Raw genomic sequence first — 14,775 nt, forward strand, 5'->3', positions numbered from 1 at the left:
TGTCATTCCCCCCGCCACACGGACGGGCCTCCCTGCCCGTCCGCGCGCAACATTCCGCTGATGGGGATCAGTTGTGCGATTGCGAATAATAGGACTGCAACGGCCGCACTTCAAGGGACCGGGCACCCAGCGCCTGGATGGCCTGCGCCACCGCGACGCTGGCCGGCGCCGTGGTAAAATAGGGCACCTTCTGCGACTGCGCCGACGCGCGGATCGATTCGGAGTCCTTCAGCGACTGCCACCCTTCGGTCGTGTTGAAGATCATCGCGATATCGCCATCGAAAATCTTATCGACGATATGCGGCCGACCCTGTGCCACCTTGTTTACCCGCTCGACCGGCACGCCGTTCTCGGCGAGATAGTCGGCGGTCCCGCTGGTCGCGACGATGCGGAACCCCAGTTCGACCAGCAACTGCACGCCCGGCAGGATAACCGGCTTGTCGCTCGACTTGACCGATACGAACACCGTGCCGCTTTTGGGCAGGACGATGTTCGCACCCATCTGCGCCTTGGCAAAGGCGGTGGCAAAATCGCTATCGATTCCCATCACTTCGCCGGTCGACTTCATTTCCGGTGACAACACCGGATCGACGCCGGGGAAGCGGCCCCAGGGAAATACCGCTTCCTTGACCGCGACATGGTCGATGTCGCGATCGATCGTCGGTAGGTTCGCCAGCTTCTCGCCCGCCATCACCCGTGCCGCGATCTTGGCGACCGGCGTTCCGATCGCCTTGGCGACGAACGGCACCGTGCGGCTGGCGCGCGGATTGACCTCGATCAGATACACCTTGCCGTCCTTGACCGCGAACTGGATGTTCATGAGGCCCTTGACGTTCAGTGCCTTGGCCAGCGCCACCGTCTGCCGCTCGATCTCGGCGATGACGTCGGCGGTCAGCGAATAGGGCGGCATCGAACAGGCGCTGTCGCCCGAATGGACGCCCGCTTCCTCGATATGCTGCAATACGCCCGCCACGACGACATCGTCGCCATCGGCGATCGCGTCGACATCGACCTCGATCGCGTCGCGCAGATACTGGTCGATCAGCACCGGGCTGTCGCCCGAAACCTGCACCGCCGTCTGGATATAATCGTCAAGCTGCCCAAGCGAATCGACGATCTCCATGGCCCGCCCGCCCAGCACATAGCTTGGGCGCATCAGCACCGGATAGCCGATCCGCTCGGCGATCACCGCCGCCTCGTCGCGGCTGCGCGCCAGCCCATTGGCCGGCTGGAGCAGACCCAGCGAAGTGACCAGATCGGCGAAGCGCTCGCGATCCTCGGCCAGATCGATCGAATCAGGCGTGGTCCCCAGGATCGGAATACCCGCCGCCTCCAGCGCCCGGGCTAGGTTCAGCGGCGTCTGCCCACCGAACTGCACGATCACCCCGACCAGTTCGCCCTTCGACGCTTCGACATGCAGGATTTCCAGCACGTCCTCAGCGGTCAGCGGTTCGAAATACAGCCGGTCCGACGTGTCGTAATCGGTCGACACCGTCTCCGGATTGCAGTTGACCATGATCGTTTCATAACCCGCATCGCTCAGCGCGAAACACGCATGGCAGCAGCAATAGTCGAACTCGATCCCCTGCCCGATCCGGTTCGGCCCACCGCCCAGAATGACGATCTTCTTGCGATCCGACGGCTGGCTCTCATCCTCCGGCTCGCCAAAGGTCGGCGCTTCGTAAGTCGAATACATGTACGGCGTCTTCGCCTCGAACTCGGCGGCGCAGGTGTCGATGCGCTTGAAGACCGGCCGCACGCCCAGCTTGTGCCGATGTTGACGCACCTCGTCCTCGGTCACCCCGCCGGTCATCATCTTGACGACCTCGTGGATCAGGCCCGATCCGCGCGCGATGCCACGCTCCATGCCGCGCAAATTGGCCGATTGCAGCGCCAGCCATGCCAGCCGCTTGTCCGAAAAGCCCATGGCTTTCAGGCGGCGCATCCCCGCCGCGTCCTGCGGCAGGCCGTTGGTGCAAACTTCGGTCTCCGCAGCGACGATCTCCGCCATGCGTTCGAGGAACCACGGATCGTATTTCGCGATGGCGTGGACTTCGGCGACGGTGAAGCCTTCGCGCAGCGCCTGCGCCGCGACCAGCAACCGGTCGGGCGTCGCCACGGCCAATGCCGCCTCGATCTCCGCACGCGGTGCGCCGACCAGCCGGTCGACACTGTTGAAGCCCGACAGGCCGGTTTCCAGCCCGCGCAACGCCTTCTGCAGCGATTCATGGATGTTGCGGCCGATCGCCATGACTTCGCCGACGGACTTCATCGCCGTCGACAACACCGCCTGCGACCCCTTGAACTTTTCGAAGGCGAAGCGCGGGATCTTGGTGACGACATAGTCGATCGTCGGTTCGAACGACGCCGGCGTCGCGCCGGTGATGTCGTTGGTGATCTCGTCGAGCGTGTAGCCGACCGCCAGCTTGGCCGCGACCTTCGCGATCGGGAAGCCGGTCGCCTTCGACGCCAGTGCCGACGAGCGCGACACGCGCGGGTTCATCTCGATGACGATCAGGCGGCCGTCCTTGGGATTGACCGCGAACTGTACGTTCGAACCCCCTGTTTCGACGCCGATTTCCCGCAGGACCGCGATCGATGCATTGCGCATGATCTGGTATTCCTTGTCGGTCAGCGTCAGCGCCGGGGCGACGGTGATAGAATCCCCGGTATGGACGCCCATCGGGTCGATATTCTCGATCGAACACACGATGATGGCATTGTCCGCGCGATCGCGGACGACTTCCATCTCATATTCCTTCCACCCGAGCAGCGATTCCTCGATCAGCACCTCGGTGGTCGGCGACGCGTCCAGCCCTTCGCGGACGATCTTCAGGAATTCGTCGCGGTTATACGCGACGCCGCCGCCGGTCCCGCCCAGCGTGAACGACGGACGGATGATCGCCGGCAGCCCGACATGCTCGAGGCCCGCCAATGCCTCCGCCTCGCTATGCGCGATATGGCTGCGCGCGGATTCGAGGCCGATCTTGTCCATCGCGACCTTGAACTTCTGACGGTCCTCGGCCTTGTCGATCGCCTCGGCATCGGCGCCGATCATGGTGACACCGAACTTTTCCAGCGTCCCGTCATTGGCCAGCGCCAGTGCGGTGTTCAACGCGGTCTGCCCGCCCATCGTCGGCAGCACCGCATCGGGGCGCTCCTTCTCGATGATCTTGGCGACGACCGCCGGGGTGATCGGCTCGACATAGGTCGCGTCGGCCAGTTCCGGGTCGGTCATGATCGTCGCGGGGTTGGAATTGACGAGGACGATGCGATAGCCCTCCTCCTTCAACGCCTTGATCGCCTGCACGCCCGAATAATCGAACTCGCAAGCCTGGCCGATAACGATCGGCCCCGCGCCGATGACGAGGATGGACGAAATGTCGGTGCGTTTTGGCATGTTATTTGGTTTCCGGCGCAATGGCTTCGTTACCGACGAAACCCATCTTCATTGGAAATTTCAGCTTCTTGAGTTCGCCCAAGGCGCAATCGACGGACTCGTACTTCGCATCGGCAGGCGGCTGAAATCTTAACTCATCAGGCCCCGTCAGCGTCATCGTGCCCTTCGGAAGATCACAGCGTACCGCTATCGCCTCGATAGTCTCGGCTTGGGTCTTCGTGGTAGCAGGTTGGGAACAACCGCTGCCCGCCAGGCCAGTCAGAAGGATCAGGGATACGCGCTTCACGCCTTCATCATCCCCACGAACCGCTCGAACAGATAGAAGCTGTCCTGCGGCCCCGGCGAAGCCTCCGGGTGGTACTGCACGCTGAACGCACGACCACCGTCAACTTCGATGCCGGCGTTCGACCCGTCGAACAGCGACACATGCGTCTCGCGCACACCCTCGGGCAGGCTGTCGCGCTCGACCGCGAAGCCGTGGTTCATGCTAGTGATCTCGACCGTGCCGTCCGACAGCCGCTTGACCGGATGGTTCGCGCCGCGATGGCCCTGATGCATCTTGGTCGTGGTCGCCCCGACCGCGAGGCCGAGCAGCTGGTGGCCCAGACAGATGCCGAACAACGGCTTCCCGGTCTCCAGCAGCTTGCGGATCACCGGCACCGCGTACTCACCGGTCGCGGCAGGATCGCCCGGACCGTTCGACAGGAAGATGCCGTCCGGGTTCGCCGCCATGACATCTTCATAGGTCGCGGTGGCCGGCAGCACGGTTACTTCAGCACCCGCATGAACAAGGTTGCGGAAGATATTGCGTTTGCTTCCATAATCGATCGCAACGACATGCGGACGCGCATTGCTCTTCGTGGCACCTTTGCCACCTTGGGCGAGCGTGCTGTCGTCATAGCCCTTGCCCAGATGCCAAGCCCCGCCGGCCCAGCCATAATGCATCTTGCACGACACCGTCTTGGCAAGGTCCATGCCCTCCAGTCCCGGCCAAGCCTGCGCCTGTGCCAGCAGCGCCGGAATGTCGAACTCGCCCGCCGCCGAATGCGCGATGACGCCGTTCGGGGCGCCGCCCTGCCGGATGCGGCGGGTCAGCGCGCGGGTGTCGATGCCCGCCAGGCCGATCCGGTTGTGCCGGGCCATCCACGTATCGAGATGCTCGTTCGAGCGGAAATTCGACGGTGCGGTCACATCCTCGCGGACGATCATGCCCAGCGCGTGCGGGTCGTTCGCCTCGACGTCGTCGACGTTGGTCCCGACATTGCCGATATGCGGAAAGGTGAAGGTGATGATCTGCCCGGCAAAGGAAGGATCAGTCATGATTTCCTGATAGCCGGTCATCGCGGTGTGGAAGCACACCTCGCCCACCGCTGCGCCTTCGGCGCCGAAGCCACGGCCCCACAGCACGTCGCCATTGGCAAGGACGAGAACCCCGGTGGCTCCTTCGGGCATGGCGAATGGCTTGGCGTCGGCCATGATGGGCGGGCACTCCTGGGTAAATCTGATGATGTCGCTAAGCGGTGGCGGCTAGTCCCAACCCCGCCCCCCGTCAATCCTGTGATCGCCGATCGATTGCGGCTAAGGGTGATCGCTTACCCGAATGAGAGACACTGGAACCGCCATGATTCGCGACACCATCAAGGACGCCCTCGTCACCGCCATGAAGGGCGGCGACAAGGAGACGACCGCCACGATCCGCCTGATCCAGTCGGCGATCAAGAACCGCGACATCGAGGCGCGCACCGGCAAGGCCCCCGACAGCGACGACGCGCTGGTGGTCGAAGTGCTCCAGAAAATGGTCAAGCAGCGCCGCGAATCGATCGAGATGTACGAAAAGGGCAATCGCCCCGAACTGGCCGCCGCCGAAGCGCGCGAAGTGACCGTCATCGAACGCTTCCTGCCGCAGCAGATGGACGAGGCGCAGACGGCGGCAGCGATCGAAACGATTAAGGCCGATCTGGGCGCAACGGGTATGAAAGACATGGGCCGGGTGATGGGCGAGCTGAAATCGCGCCACGGCAGCGAACTCGACATGAGCAAGGCCAGCGCGGCGGTGAAGGCGGCGTTGGGCTGACGCATAAGCGGTTGCCGACCCCGTTCCGTTCGGGGCATAAAGCGGCATGACTCTTTCGCCACAGTTTCTCGACGAACTCCGCACCCGCACGACGCTGTCGGCGCTGGTCGGCAAGTCGGTGAAGCTCCAGCGTTCGGGCAACGAGCACAAGGCGTGTTGCCCGTTCCATACCGAGAAGACGCCAAGCTTCTGGGTCAATGACGACAAGGGTTTCTACCACTGCTTCGGCTGCGGCGCGCATGGCGATGCGATCCGCTGGATGACCGACCAGCGCGGCCTGCCCTTCATCGATGCGGTGAAGGAACTGGCCGCCGCCGCCGGCATGGAAATGCCCGCGCAGGACGCGCGCTCGGCCAAGCAGGCGGAACGCGCCAAGGGCCTGCACGAATTGATGACCGATGCGCAGAGCTGGTTCGCGGACCGGCTGGGCGACGAAGGCGGCATTGCCCGCGACGCGCTCGCCAAGCGTGGCATCAAGCCCGAAACGGCGCGCGCGTTCGGCATGGGCTATGCCCCCGATGCACGCGGACGGCTGAAGGCGGCGCTGGCCTCTTATGGCAACCCGCTGCTCATCGAATCGGGAATGCTGATCTCGGTCGAGGGCAAGGAGCCGTACGACCGGTTCCGCGGGCGGCTGATGATCCCGATCCGCGACGCGCGCGGCCGCACGATCGCATTCGGCGGCCGCATTCTCGGCGATGGCGAACCGAAATATCTGAACTCGCCCGAAACGCCGCTCTTCGACAAGGGGCGCACCCTCTACAATATCGATCGGGCTCAGGCCGCCGCGCGCAAGGCCAAGCGGGTGATCGCGGTCGAGGGCTATATGGACGTCATCGCGCTGGCACAGGCCGGTTTCGATGAGGTCGTGGCGCCACTCGGCACCGCGCTGACCGAGCATCAGCTCGAACGGCTGTGGCGCATGGCTGACTGTCCGATCCTGTGCTTCGACGGCGACGCGGCGGGGATCAAGGCGGCGCGGCGCGCGGCCGAACGTGCGCTGCCGATGCTGCAACCCGGCAAGAGCATTTCGATCGTCACCATCCCCGACGGCATGGACCCCGACGATCTGGTCCGCGCGGAGGGCGGCCAAGCGTTCGAGGACCTGCTCGCCCGTCGCGAATCGCTGTCTGATTTCCTGTGGCGGCTCGAACTGGCGACGCTGCCCCCCGGAGCCGGCCCCGATGAGCGCGCGGCGTTCGAGCACGAGCTGGCGCGCCTCGCCGGCACGATCACCCACGAAGGCATTCGCCGCGAATATTTCCGCACCTTCAAGGATCAGTTCTTCGCGCTGTTCGGTGCGAAGGACCGCCGCCTGCGCATCGTCGCCAACGACATGGCAGCGGCGGCTGACGTCAAGGAAGTCGACCTCGTCTTCGCCTTTCAGCGTGCGGTGCTGATGGGGCTGATGCAGCATGTCGACGTGCTGACCCGCCACTGCGAACTGATCGCACAACTGCCGATCAAGAACGCGCAGTTGCAGCGGTGGCGCAACCACCTGATCGACCTCGCCATCTATCGCAGCGACCTGAGCGAAAGCCTGCTGACCGACACCATCGCCGCCGACCGGCAACTGGTCGAGATGGCGCGGCGGAACAAGGAAACCGACCTCGCCTTCAGTTTCTGGCTGCGCGATACCGATGCGGAGACCGCCGAAACCGATCTGCTGCGCGTCGTCCAGATCCTGGTCGACGAACAGGCCTGCCGGCGTGCCGAGAATGCGGCTGCCGAACGTTGTCGCCAGGATACGACCGAACGGACCTTCGCCGATTATCAGCAGGCCCGGTCGGATCATGCCGCGGTGCAGGCGCGCATCCGCAGCTGGATGGAGGAACTGGACGAGGCGGCTTGATCCCCGGCCCGTCCCTCCCATATCGCCGTCGTAGAATTGCCGGAAATCCGCGACCGGATCGCCCGATTGCATGCTCTTGGCTTGCAAATCCGGCGGTGTCGGACGAAGACGACCGGTAAAATAGCGCGAGGCGAACGCGCTGCATAAATTTCTGAGGGTTATTGATGGCCAAGGCGAATGGTGGCGGCGACGACACGATCGATTCCGGCGATGCGCCGCTGATCGACCTGAACGAAGGGTCGATCAAGAAGCTGGTCGCTCGCGCCAAGAAGCGCGGCTATATTACCGTCGACCAGCTGAACGAGATGCTGCCGCAGGATCAGATGACCTCGGAGCAGATCGAGGACATCATGTCGGCGCTGAACGACATGGGCGTCAACGTCGTCGAAAATGAGGACGCGGGCGAGGACGGCGAAAGCGAAGAGCGCGCCAAGCAGGAAGAAGACGACGGCGACGACAATGCCGGCGAACAGGACGACGCGTCCGCCGCGTTCGAACCGGTCAAGAAGAAGGAAACCGTCGACCGCACCGATGATCCGGTGCGGATGTACCTGCGCGAAATGGGCGCGGTCGAACTGCTCAGCCGCGAGGGCGAAATCGCCATCGCCAAGCGGATCGAGGCCGGTCGCGACACGATGATCTTCGGCCTGTGCGAATCGCCGATCACTTTCAACGCGATCATCGGCTGGTCGACGGCGCTGAACGAAGGCACGATGCAGCTGCGTGAGATCCTCGATCTCGACGCGATGCTGTCGAAGGATCCGGCCCCGGAATCGCTATCCGACGACGAAGACGCTGACGACAATGGCGAGATTTCGTCGAAGAACGCCGGCCCAAGCTTCAAGGAAGAAGAAGAGCCCGAGGAAGCGTCGGCCGACGAGGACGAGGACGGCGAACGCCGCGCGCCCCGCCCCAGCGACGACGACGAGGAGGACAACACCCTCAGCCTTGCGCAGATGGAAGAACAGCTCAAGCCGCAGGCGCTGGAGAAGTTCGCCAACATCACCGCTATCTTCAAGAAATTTTCGAAGATGCAGTCGCAGCGTTTGGACGCGATGGCGACCGGCGATGGCCTGTCGGGTGCGGAAGAGCGCAAGTACCAGAAGCTGCGCGAGGAACTGACCGCCGAGGTCGAAAGCGTCCAGTTCCATCAGGCGAAGATCGAATATCTGGTCGATCAGCTATATGCCTATAACCGCCGCCTGACCGCATTGGGCGGGCAGATGCTGCGTCTGGCCGAACGGCACAAGGTTCCGCGCAAGGCGTTCCTCGACAGCTATGTCGACCATGAGCTTGACGAACAGTGGCTGACCTCGGTCGCAACGATCGACAAGAAGTGGAAGGCGTTCGCAGACAATGAAGGCGCCGCCGTCGACCGCATCCGCACCGAAATCGCCGAGATCGCGCAGCAGACCGGCATGGCGCTCAGCGAATTCCGCCGCATCGTCAACATGGTGCAGAAGGGCGAGCGCGAAGCGCGTATCGCCAAGAAGGAAATGGTCGAGGCGAACCTGCGTCTCGTCATCTCGATCGCCAAGAAATACACCAATCGTGGCCTGCAATTCCTCGACCTGATCCAGGAGGGGAACATCGGGCTGATGAAGGCGGTCGATAAGTTCGAATATCGCCGCGGTTACAAGTTCAGCACCTACGCGACGTGGTGGATCCGGCAGGCGATCACCCGCTCGATCGCGGATCAGGCGCGGACGATCCGCATCCCGGTCCATATGATCGAGACCATCAACAAGCTGGTCCGCACCAGCCGCCAGTTCCTGCACGAGCAGGGCCGCGAACCGACGCCGGAAGAAATGGCCGAACGGCTGTCGATGCCGCTCGAAAAGGTTCGCAAGGTGATGAAGATCGCCAAGGAACCGATCAGCCTCGAAACGCCGATCGGCGACGAGGAGGATTCGCATCTCGGCGACTTCATTGAGGACAAGAATGCGATCATCCCCGTCGATGCGGCGATCCAGGCGAACCTGAAGGAAACGGTTACCCGCGTCCTTGCCAGCCTGACCCCGCGCGAGGAACGCGTGCTGCGCATGCGCTTCGGCATCGGCATGAACACCGACCATACGCTCGAAGAAGTCGGACAGCAGTTCAGCGTGACCCGCGAACGCATCCGCCAAATCGAGGCGAAGGCGCTGCGCAAGCTCAAACACCCGAGCCGCAGTCGAAAGATGCGTTCTTTCCTCGATCAATAACCGCCCCGCCCCGGCCCTTCCAAAGCGCCGGGGCGTTTCGTTTCGGCGTCGGACCGAAGCGCATTCCGCCCTGTTAAGCGCGGTTAAAACGCTGGAAACCTTGTTTTTACGCGCTTGGGTTATTTCTTGCAGGCATACCATGGCTCGAACGGGGATGGCCCGCTCGAACGAAATTGGGAGCCGTCGGTGACAGTTGCTGTAGCGAACGACACGAATGATTGGGGCGTTGCCGATCGGCTGTCCCAGATCGTTCATGCCGACGGAAGTGGCAGCCATGTCACGCTCGAACGGCTGTCGCGCGGCGGCGCGGCGCTCCGCGATATTGCCGACGCGCTGCACCAGCTTTGCACGTTGCACGGTCGTCATCCGGGCGTCGTCGATCTGGCGACCAGTGCCACCAACAATCCCGCGGCCGACGACTGGCTGGCACAGGCCGGTGCCGCATTCGTCGAGGAGCGCGCCTATCTGATCCGCGTCGCGGCCGCTGCCGGGCCACCGCCGGGAACCCCCGGACAGGCCGCAGCCGAAGCGGCGCTCGCCACCCAGCGCAACGCCATCGACCTGCTGTCGCGCTCGATCCGCCCCGGTTGCGCCCTGGGTGCGGCGATCGCGGTGGCGCTGGACTGGCCGGTGATCCGCCGTCCGCTCGATGCCGCCGCCGAACGGATGGGGATCGACGTCATCCCCTGCACCCTGCCCTCGCTCGCGCAGACGCGGCAGCTGATCGAGGCGGTCGCCTGCAACGCAGCGGTCGAACGGGCGATGACCTTTGGCGTCCAGCAATTGCTCGCCCAACATCGCGGGCTGTGGGATCTGGTCGCCGCGCGCGCCGAAAGCCGCGGCTAGCGTCCGGCCGCATCTGCCCGTATCGCAGGGCGATGCACGAGAAACAGGCGATGCGGTTCGAAGGAACCCGGGACTATGTCGCGACCGACGACCTGAAGGTCGCGGTCAACGCCGCGGTAACGCTACGCCGGCCGTTGTTGGTGAAGGGCGAACCGGGCACCGGCAAGACAGTGCTGGCGCAGGAGATCGCCCGCGCGATCGACGCACCGCTGATCGAATGGAACGTCAAGTCGACCACCCGCGCGCAGCAGGGGCTGTACGAATATGACGCGGTGGCGCGGCTGCGCGACGGGCAGCTGGGCGATCCGCGCGTCCACGACATCGCCAACTATATCCGCCGCGGCAAATTGTGGGAGGCGTTCGTCAGCCCGACCCTGCCGGTGCTGCTGATCGATGAGGTCGACAAGGCCGATATCGAATTTCCGAACGACCTCCTCCACGAACTCGATCGCATGGCGTTCGACGTGTACGAAACCGGCGAACGCGTGACCGCGCGCGAACGACCGGTCGTCGTCATCACGTCGAACAACGAGAAGGAACTGCCCGACGCCTTCCTGCGCCGCTGCTTCTTCCACTATATCCGCTTCCCCGACCGGGCGACGATGCAGGCGATCATCGACGTGCATTTTCCGGGTATCCAGACGCTGCTGGTCAACCGCGCGCTCGACCTGTTCTTCGCGGTGCGCGAGACGCCGGGGCTGAAGAAGAAACCGTCGACCAGCGAACTGCTCGATTGGCTCAAGCTGCTGCTCCACGACGACATGCCGCTGGAGGTGCTGGCATCGCATGATCCGGCAAAGGCGATTCCTCCGCTGCACGGTGCGCTGCTGAAGAACGAACAGGATGTGATGCTGTTCGAACGACTGGCGTTCCTGCACCGGCGCAAGGGCGGCTGATCGCGCAAGGGGTTGTGTGGCGTCGACGTTTCGTTAACCATGTTCGGCAATCACTTGGCGACCATCGTTCGGCAGGATCGTCATCATGTTCGGTTCGCTTGTCCGGGGCATCCTGCTCCTCGCCTTTGCCGCCATCGTCAGCGTGCCGGTCGGTGCGCGCTCGCTGCTCGACTATGTCGGGCAATGTGTTCCGTTCGCGCGGGCGGCATCGGGTATCGAAATCTATGGCGATGCCTGGACGTGGTGGGATCAGGCGGAGGGCCGCTACCCACGCGGCCATAAGCCGAAGGTCGGCGCCGTCCTCGCCTTTACCAAGACCGATCGCCTGCCGCTCGGCCATGTCCTCGTCATCAGCCGCGTGGTCGAACCGCGCGTTGCGATGGTCACCCATGCAAACTGGTCGCGGATCAACGGCGTCCGGGGTGGCGTCGAACAGGACGTGACGGTGTTCGACGTGTCGGCGAAGGGCGACTGGACGCGGGTAAAGGTCTGGTACCGCGATACGCAGGGGCTGGGTGGATCGGAATATCCGACGCACGGCTTCATCTATGGCCCCAGCCCCGCCGTCGAACTGAGTGGCAAGGCACCGGATTATGTCGGGTCGCTGATCGACGCCTACGCGCGTTGATCACCCCCTCGCCCGCGATGACGATCGGGCAACGGCGCGTCGTCTGGACGGTCCTCGCGACCATCACCCTCGCCGGGCTGACCCTGCGCATTCTGGCCGCACGTGGCGGATTATGGCTCGACGAAGCATGGTCGGCGGTCGTCGCGCAGGATGTCCGCACCCCGGCCGGGGTGTTCGTCCGGATTAATCACGACAACAACCATCATCTGAACAGCCTATGGCTGCAATGGGTCGGCGGTACCGCCCCGCCGCCGCTTCAGCGCGCGCTGTCGATCGTCACCGGCGCCGCGACCATCCCGCTCGCCGCCGCCATCGCGTTGCGACGGGGGCGGGCGGCGGCGATCCTTGCCGCCATCGCCTTTGCCGCGTCGCCCTTTCTGGTGACCTTCGGGTCGGAGGCGCGTGGCTATGCGCCCATGCTGCTCGCCCTGGTCGCCGCGATCGGCGTGGCCGACCGCTGGCTGGCCGATCCTGCTACCCCACCCCCCACCACCGCCATCGCGCTCGCGGCGATCTTCGGATGCCTGTCGCAGGCGACGATGCTGTTCGCACTCGCCGCGCTCGGGACATGGGTCGCGGTCGAGCGGTGGCGCTCGGCGGGTTGGCGGCGGGCGGCGCAGGATGCGCTCCGCCTGTTCCTGCCGGCTGCGATCGCGGTCGTGCTGCTGATCGCCATCGCCTGGACCGCGGCTGCGACCAGCAGGGACGGATTCCAGTTTGGCGCCCGTGAACCGCATGACATGGCGAAATGGCTGCTCGCGCAGGAGCAACTATGGACATGGAGTTGCGGGCAGTGGGCCGTCGCGCCGGCCATCGCCCTCGCCGGCTGGTTCGTCCGCGACCGGATCGTCGGCTTGGTCCTGTTGAGCGCGATCGGCCTGCCATTGGCGGTCGCGCTGCTCGCGCTGCCGAACAGCGGTGCCGCCCGCTATTACATGATCGCCGTTCCGCCGCTGCTGCTGCTGGCGTCGATCACCCTGCCCGTGCTCTGGACCAAGCGACGCATCTGGCGCCTGCCCATCCTCGCCGCCGGTGCGGTTTTCTGCTGGACGGCGATCGATCGGAACCTTGCGCTGATCACCAATCTTCGCGGAGACCCCGGCCGGGCGGTGCGAACGCTCGCCGCCGTCGCTCCGCACGGCGCCACCGTCTCGGTCGCACTGTCGCGTTCGACCGCGATCCTGAACGCTGCCGCCCGGTCGCGACGCTACCCGTTGACCATCGCCGACAGCCCCTGCGCACCGTTCCGCTTCATCGAACGCGACGGCTACAATCCCTTCCCCGATCGGCTGATCCGCTGCGGCCGCTCCTTCCGGGAAATCGCGCGCGGCGACCCGACCGGTCTGTCGGGCAGCCACTGGCGCCTCTACGCCCGATCGCGCTAGACCCGCTCCATGTTCCATTCGTTCGTCGATGCGCTGCGCAGCGCCGGTATCGCCGTCAGCATCCGCGAGCATCTAGTCCTGCTCGACGCCCTCGACCATGGCGTGATCGATCCCGATATCGACAGCTTCTATCACCTCGCCCGCGTGACCTTCGTAAAGGATGAGGGGCTGGTCGACCGGTTCGACCGGGTCTTCGGACAGGTCTTTGCCGGTATCGAAGGCACCAACGGCGTCGACCCGCTAGCCCTGCCCGACGAATGGCTGCGCCGCATCGCCGAACGCTATCTGTCGCCCGAGGATATGGCGAAGATCGCCCCGACCGGCGACTGGAACGCGCTGATGAACCTGTTGCGACAGCGGCTCGCCGAGCAGCAGGAACGGCATGCGGGCGGATCGAAATGAATCGGCACCGGCGGCACCAGCCCGTTCGGCCATTGCGGCTATAATCCGGAGGGCGTCCGGATCGGTGGCGAGAGCCGCCATCGCCGCGCCGTCAAGGTCTGGGAACGCCGCGAATTTCGCAACCTCGACGATCAACGCGAACTCCGCACGCGCAACCTGAAGATCGCACTGCGCCGCCTGCGCCGTTTCGCCCGCGAAGGGGCCGCCGACGAACTCGATCTCGACGCGACGATCGCCGGAACTGCGCGGCGTGGTTTTCTCGACGTCGCGATGCGGCCGGCACGCCGCAACGCCGTCAAGCTGTTACTATTCCTCGACGTCGGGGGGTCGATGGACCCGTTCGTCGCGCAGGTGGAGGAGCTATTCTCCGCCGCCACGGCGGAGTTCCGCCACCTCGACTTCTTCTATTTCCACAACTGTATCTATGAGGGCGTGTGGCGCGATAATCGCCGCCGCTGGGCCAAACAGAGTTCGACCGCCGAACTGTTGCGGACCTATGGACCCGATTACCGGCTCATCGTGGTCGGCGATGCGGCGATGAGCCCCTACGAGATCCTGCAACCCGGCGGATCGGTCGAGCATATGAATGCGGAGGCGGGCGCGCTCTGGCTGCAACGCATGACCGCGCACTGGCGATCGGCCGCGTGGATCAATCCCGCACCGCGGGACCATTGGCAATGGTCGCACTCGACGCAGTTGATCCGCGACCTGTTCGCCGACCGCATGTATCCGCTGACCCTCGACGGGCTGGACGCCGCCATGCGCGAATTGTCGCGCCGGCGGTAAGCGTCAGAGGTCGTCGATCGCTTCGTGCAGCTTGGCGAGCACCCCCGGGTCGCCCGGCGTGGCCGCCGCTGCTGCGGTGGACAGCGCCATCAGATCGACGGCGCCGAAGCTTGCCGCCAACCCTTTCAGCCGGAACGCCGCCGGCTGCCACCCTTCGGCATCCGCTGCCTCCAGCACGTTGAGCGCCTTCTGGGCGCTGTCGACAAAGGCACGGCGCAGTTCGGCGATCAGTTGGGGTTCGTCGCCCAACGCCGCCGCCAGCGCCGCATCGATTGCTCCGGGATCATAGGCCATAAGCGGAC

General features: G+C 64.6%; 11 protein-coding genes and 1 pseudogene. 8 read left to right on the forward strand and 4 right to left on the reverse strand.

What is annotated here, in order from left to right; translation table 11 throughout:
• Window positions 1-67: 67 nt before the first annotated feature.
• Genes carB through carA form a run of 3 tightly spaced genes read right to left on the reverse strand, consistent with a single transcriptional unit; the run spans window position 68 to window position 4,876 of the window.
• Window positions 68-3,400 (reverse strand): carbamoyl-phosphate synthase large subunit, encoded by a 3,333-nt coding sequence (gene carB, locus ASE59_RS03845; protein WP_056452125.1) that lies wholly within the window; start codon window positions 3,398-3,400, stop codon window positions 68-70.
• Window position 3,401: 1 nt separating this feature from the next.
• Window positions 3,402-3,686, reverse strand: coding sequence for a hypothetical protein (locus ASE59_RS03850; protein ID WP_056452128.1), 285 nt, complete (start codon window positions 3,684-3,686; stop codon window positions 3,402-3,404).
• The gene (gene carA, locus ASE59_RS03855; protein WP_056452131.1) at window positions 3,683-4,876 is read right to left on the reverse strand and encodes a glutamine-hydrolyzing carbamoyl-phosphate synthase small subunit; all 1,194 of its coding nucleotides are present in this window, start codon (window positions 4,874-4,876) and stop codon (window positions 3,683-3,685) included. The genes ASE59_RS03850 and carA overlap by 4 nt, the downstream gene beginning before the upstream one ends.
• Before the next feature lie 145 nt (window positions 4,877-5,021).
• On the opposite strand from carA, the gene ASE59_RS03860 reads away from it, so the two are divergent.
• The 8 genes and pseudogenes from ASE59_RS03860 (at window position 5,022) to ASE59_RS03895 (ending at window position 14,473) form a co-directional block, all read left to right on the forward strand.
• On the forward strand, window positions 5,022-5,474 hold the full coding sequence (locus tag ASE59_RS03860) for a GatB/YqeY domain-containing protein (protein ID WP_056452134.1): 453 nt from the start codon (window positions 5,022-5,024) through the stop codon (window positions 5,472-5,474).
• Between the two features lie 46 nt (window positions 5,475-5,520).
• On the forward strand, window positions 5,521-7,326 hold the full coding sequence (gene dnaG, locus ASE59_RS03865; RefSeq protein WP_056452137.1) for a DNA primase: 1,806 nt from the start codon (window positions 5,521-5,523) through the stop codon (window positions 7,324-7,326).
• A 164-nt stretch (window positions 7,327-7,490) separates the two neighbouring features.
• Window positions 7,491-9,530 carry an RNA polymerase sigma factor RpoD gene (gene rpoD / locus ASE59_RS03870; RefSeq protein WP_056452140.1) on the forward strand — a complete coding sequence of 680 codons (2,040 nt, stop codon included), beginning with the start codon at window positions 7,491-7,493 and terminating at the stop codon, window positions 9,528-9,530.
• Between the two features lie 186 nt (window positions 9,531-9,716).
• Window positions 9,717-10,376: a DUF6975 family protein gene (locus ASE59_RS03875; RefSeq protein ID WP_056452834.1), complete on the forward strand. Its 660-nt coding sequence runs from the start codon at window positions 9,717-9,719 to the stop codon at window positions 10,374-10,376.
• A gap of 50 nt (window positions 10,377-10,426) precedes the next feature.
• On the forward strand, window positions 10,427-11,272 hold the full coding sequence (locus ASE59_RS03880) for an AAA family ATPase (protein WP_056452837.1): 846 nt from the start codon (window positions 10,427-10,429) through the stop codon (window positions 11,270-11,272).
• Between the two features lie 85 nt (window positions 11,273-11,357).
• The gene (locus tag ASE59_RS03885) at window positions 11,358-11,900 is read left to right on the forward strand and encodes a CHAP domain-containing protein (protein WP_056452143.1); all 543 of its coding nucleotides are present in this window, start codon (window positions 11,358-11,360) and stop codon (window positions 11,898-11,900) included.
• Window positions 11,901-11,917: 17 nt separating this feature from the next.
• Window positions 11,918-13,285, forward strand: a complete 1,368-nt coding sequence (locus ASE59_RS03890; protein WP_156359856.1) for a hypothetical protein — start codon at window positions 11,918-11,920, stop codon at window positions 13,283-13,285.
• Between the two features lie 9 nt (window positions 13,286-13,294).
• Window positions 13,295-14,473: pseudogene (locus ASE59_RS03895) on the forward strand (vWA domain-containing protein).
• A 3-nt stretch (window positions 14,474-14,476) separates the two neighbouring features.
• Here the strand turns inward: ASE59_RS03895 and ASE59_RS03900 are convergent.
• Window positions 14,477-14,767: an Hpt domain-containing protein gene (locus tag ASE59_RS03900; RefSeq protein WP_056452150.1), complete on the reverse strand. Its 291-nt coding sequence runs from the start codon at window positions 14,765-14,767 to the stop codon at window positions 14,477-14,479.
• Window positions 14,768-14,775 lie beyond the last annotated feature (8 nt).

The organism is Sphingomonas sp. Leaf10, assembly GCF_001421245.1.
GTDB lineage: Bacteria > Pseudomonadota > Alphaproteobacteria > Sphingomonadales > Sphingomonadaceae > Sphingomonas.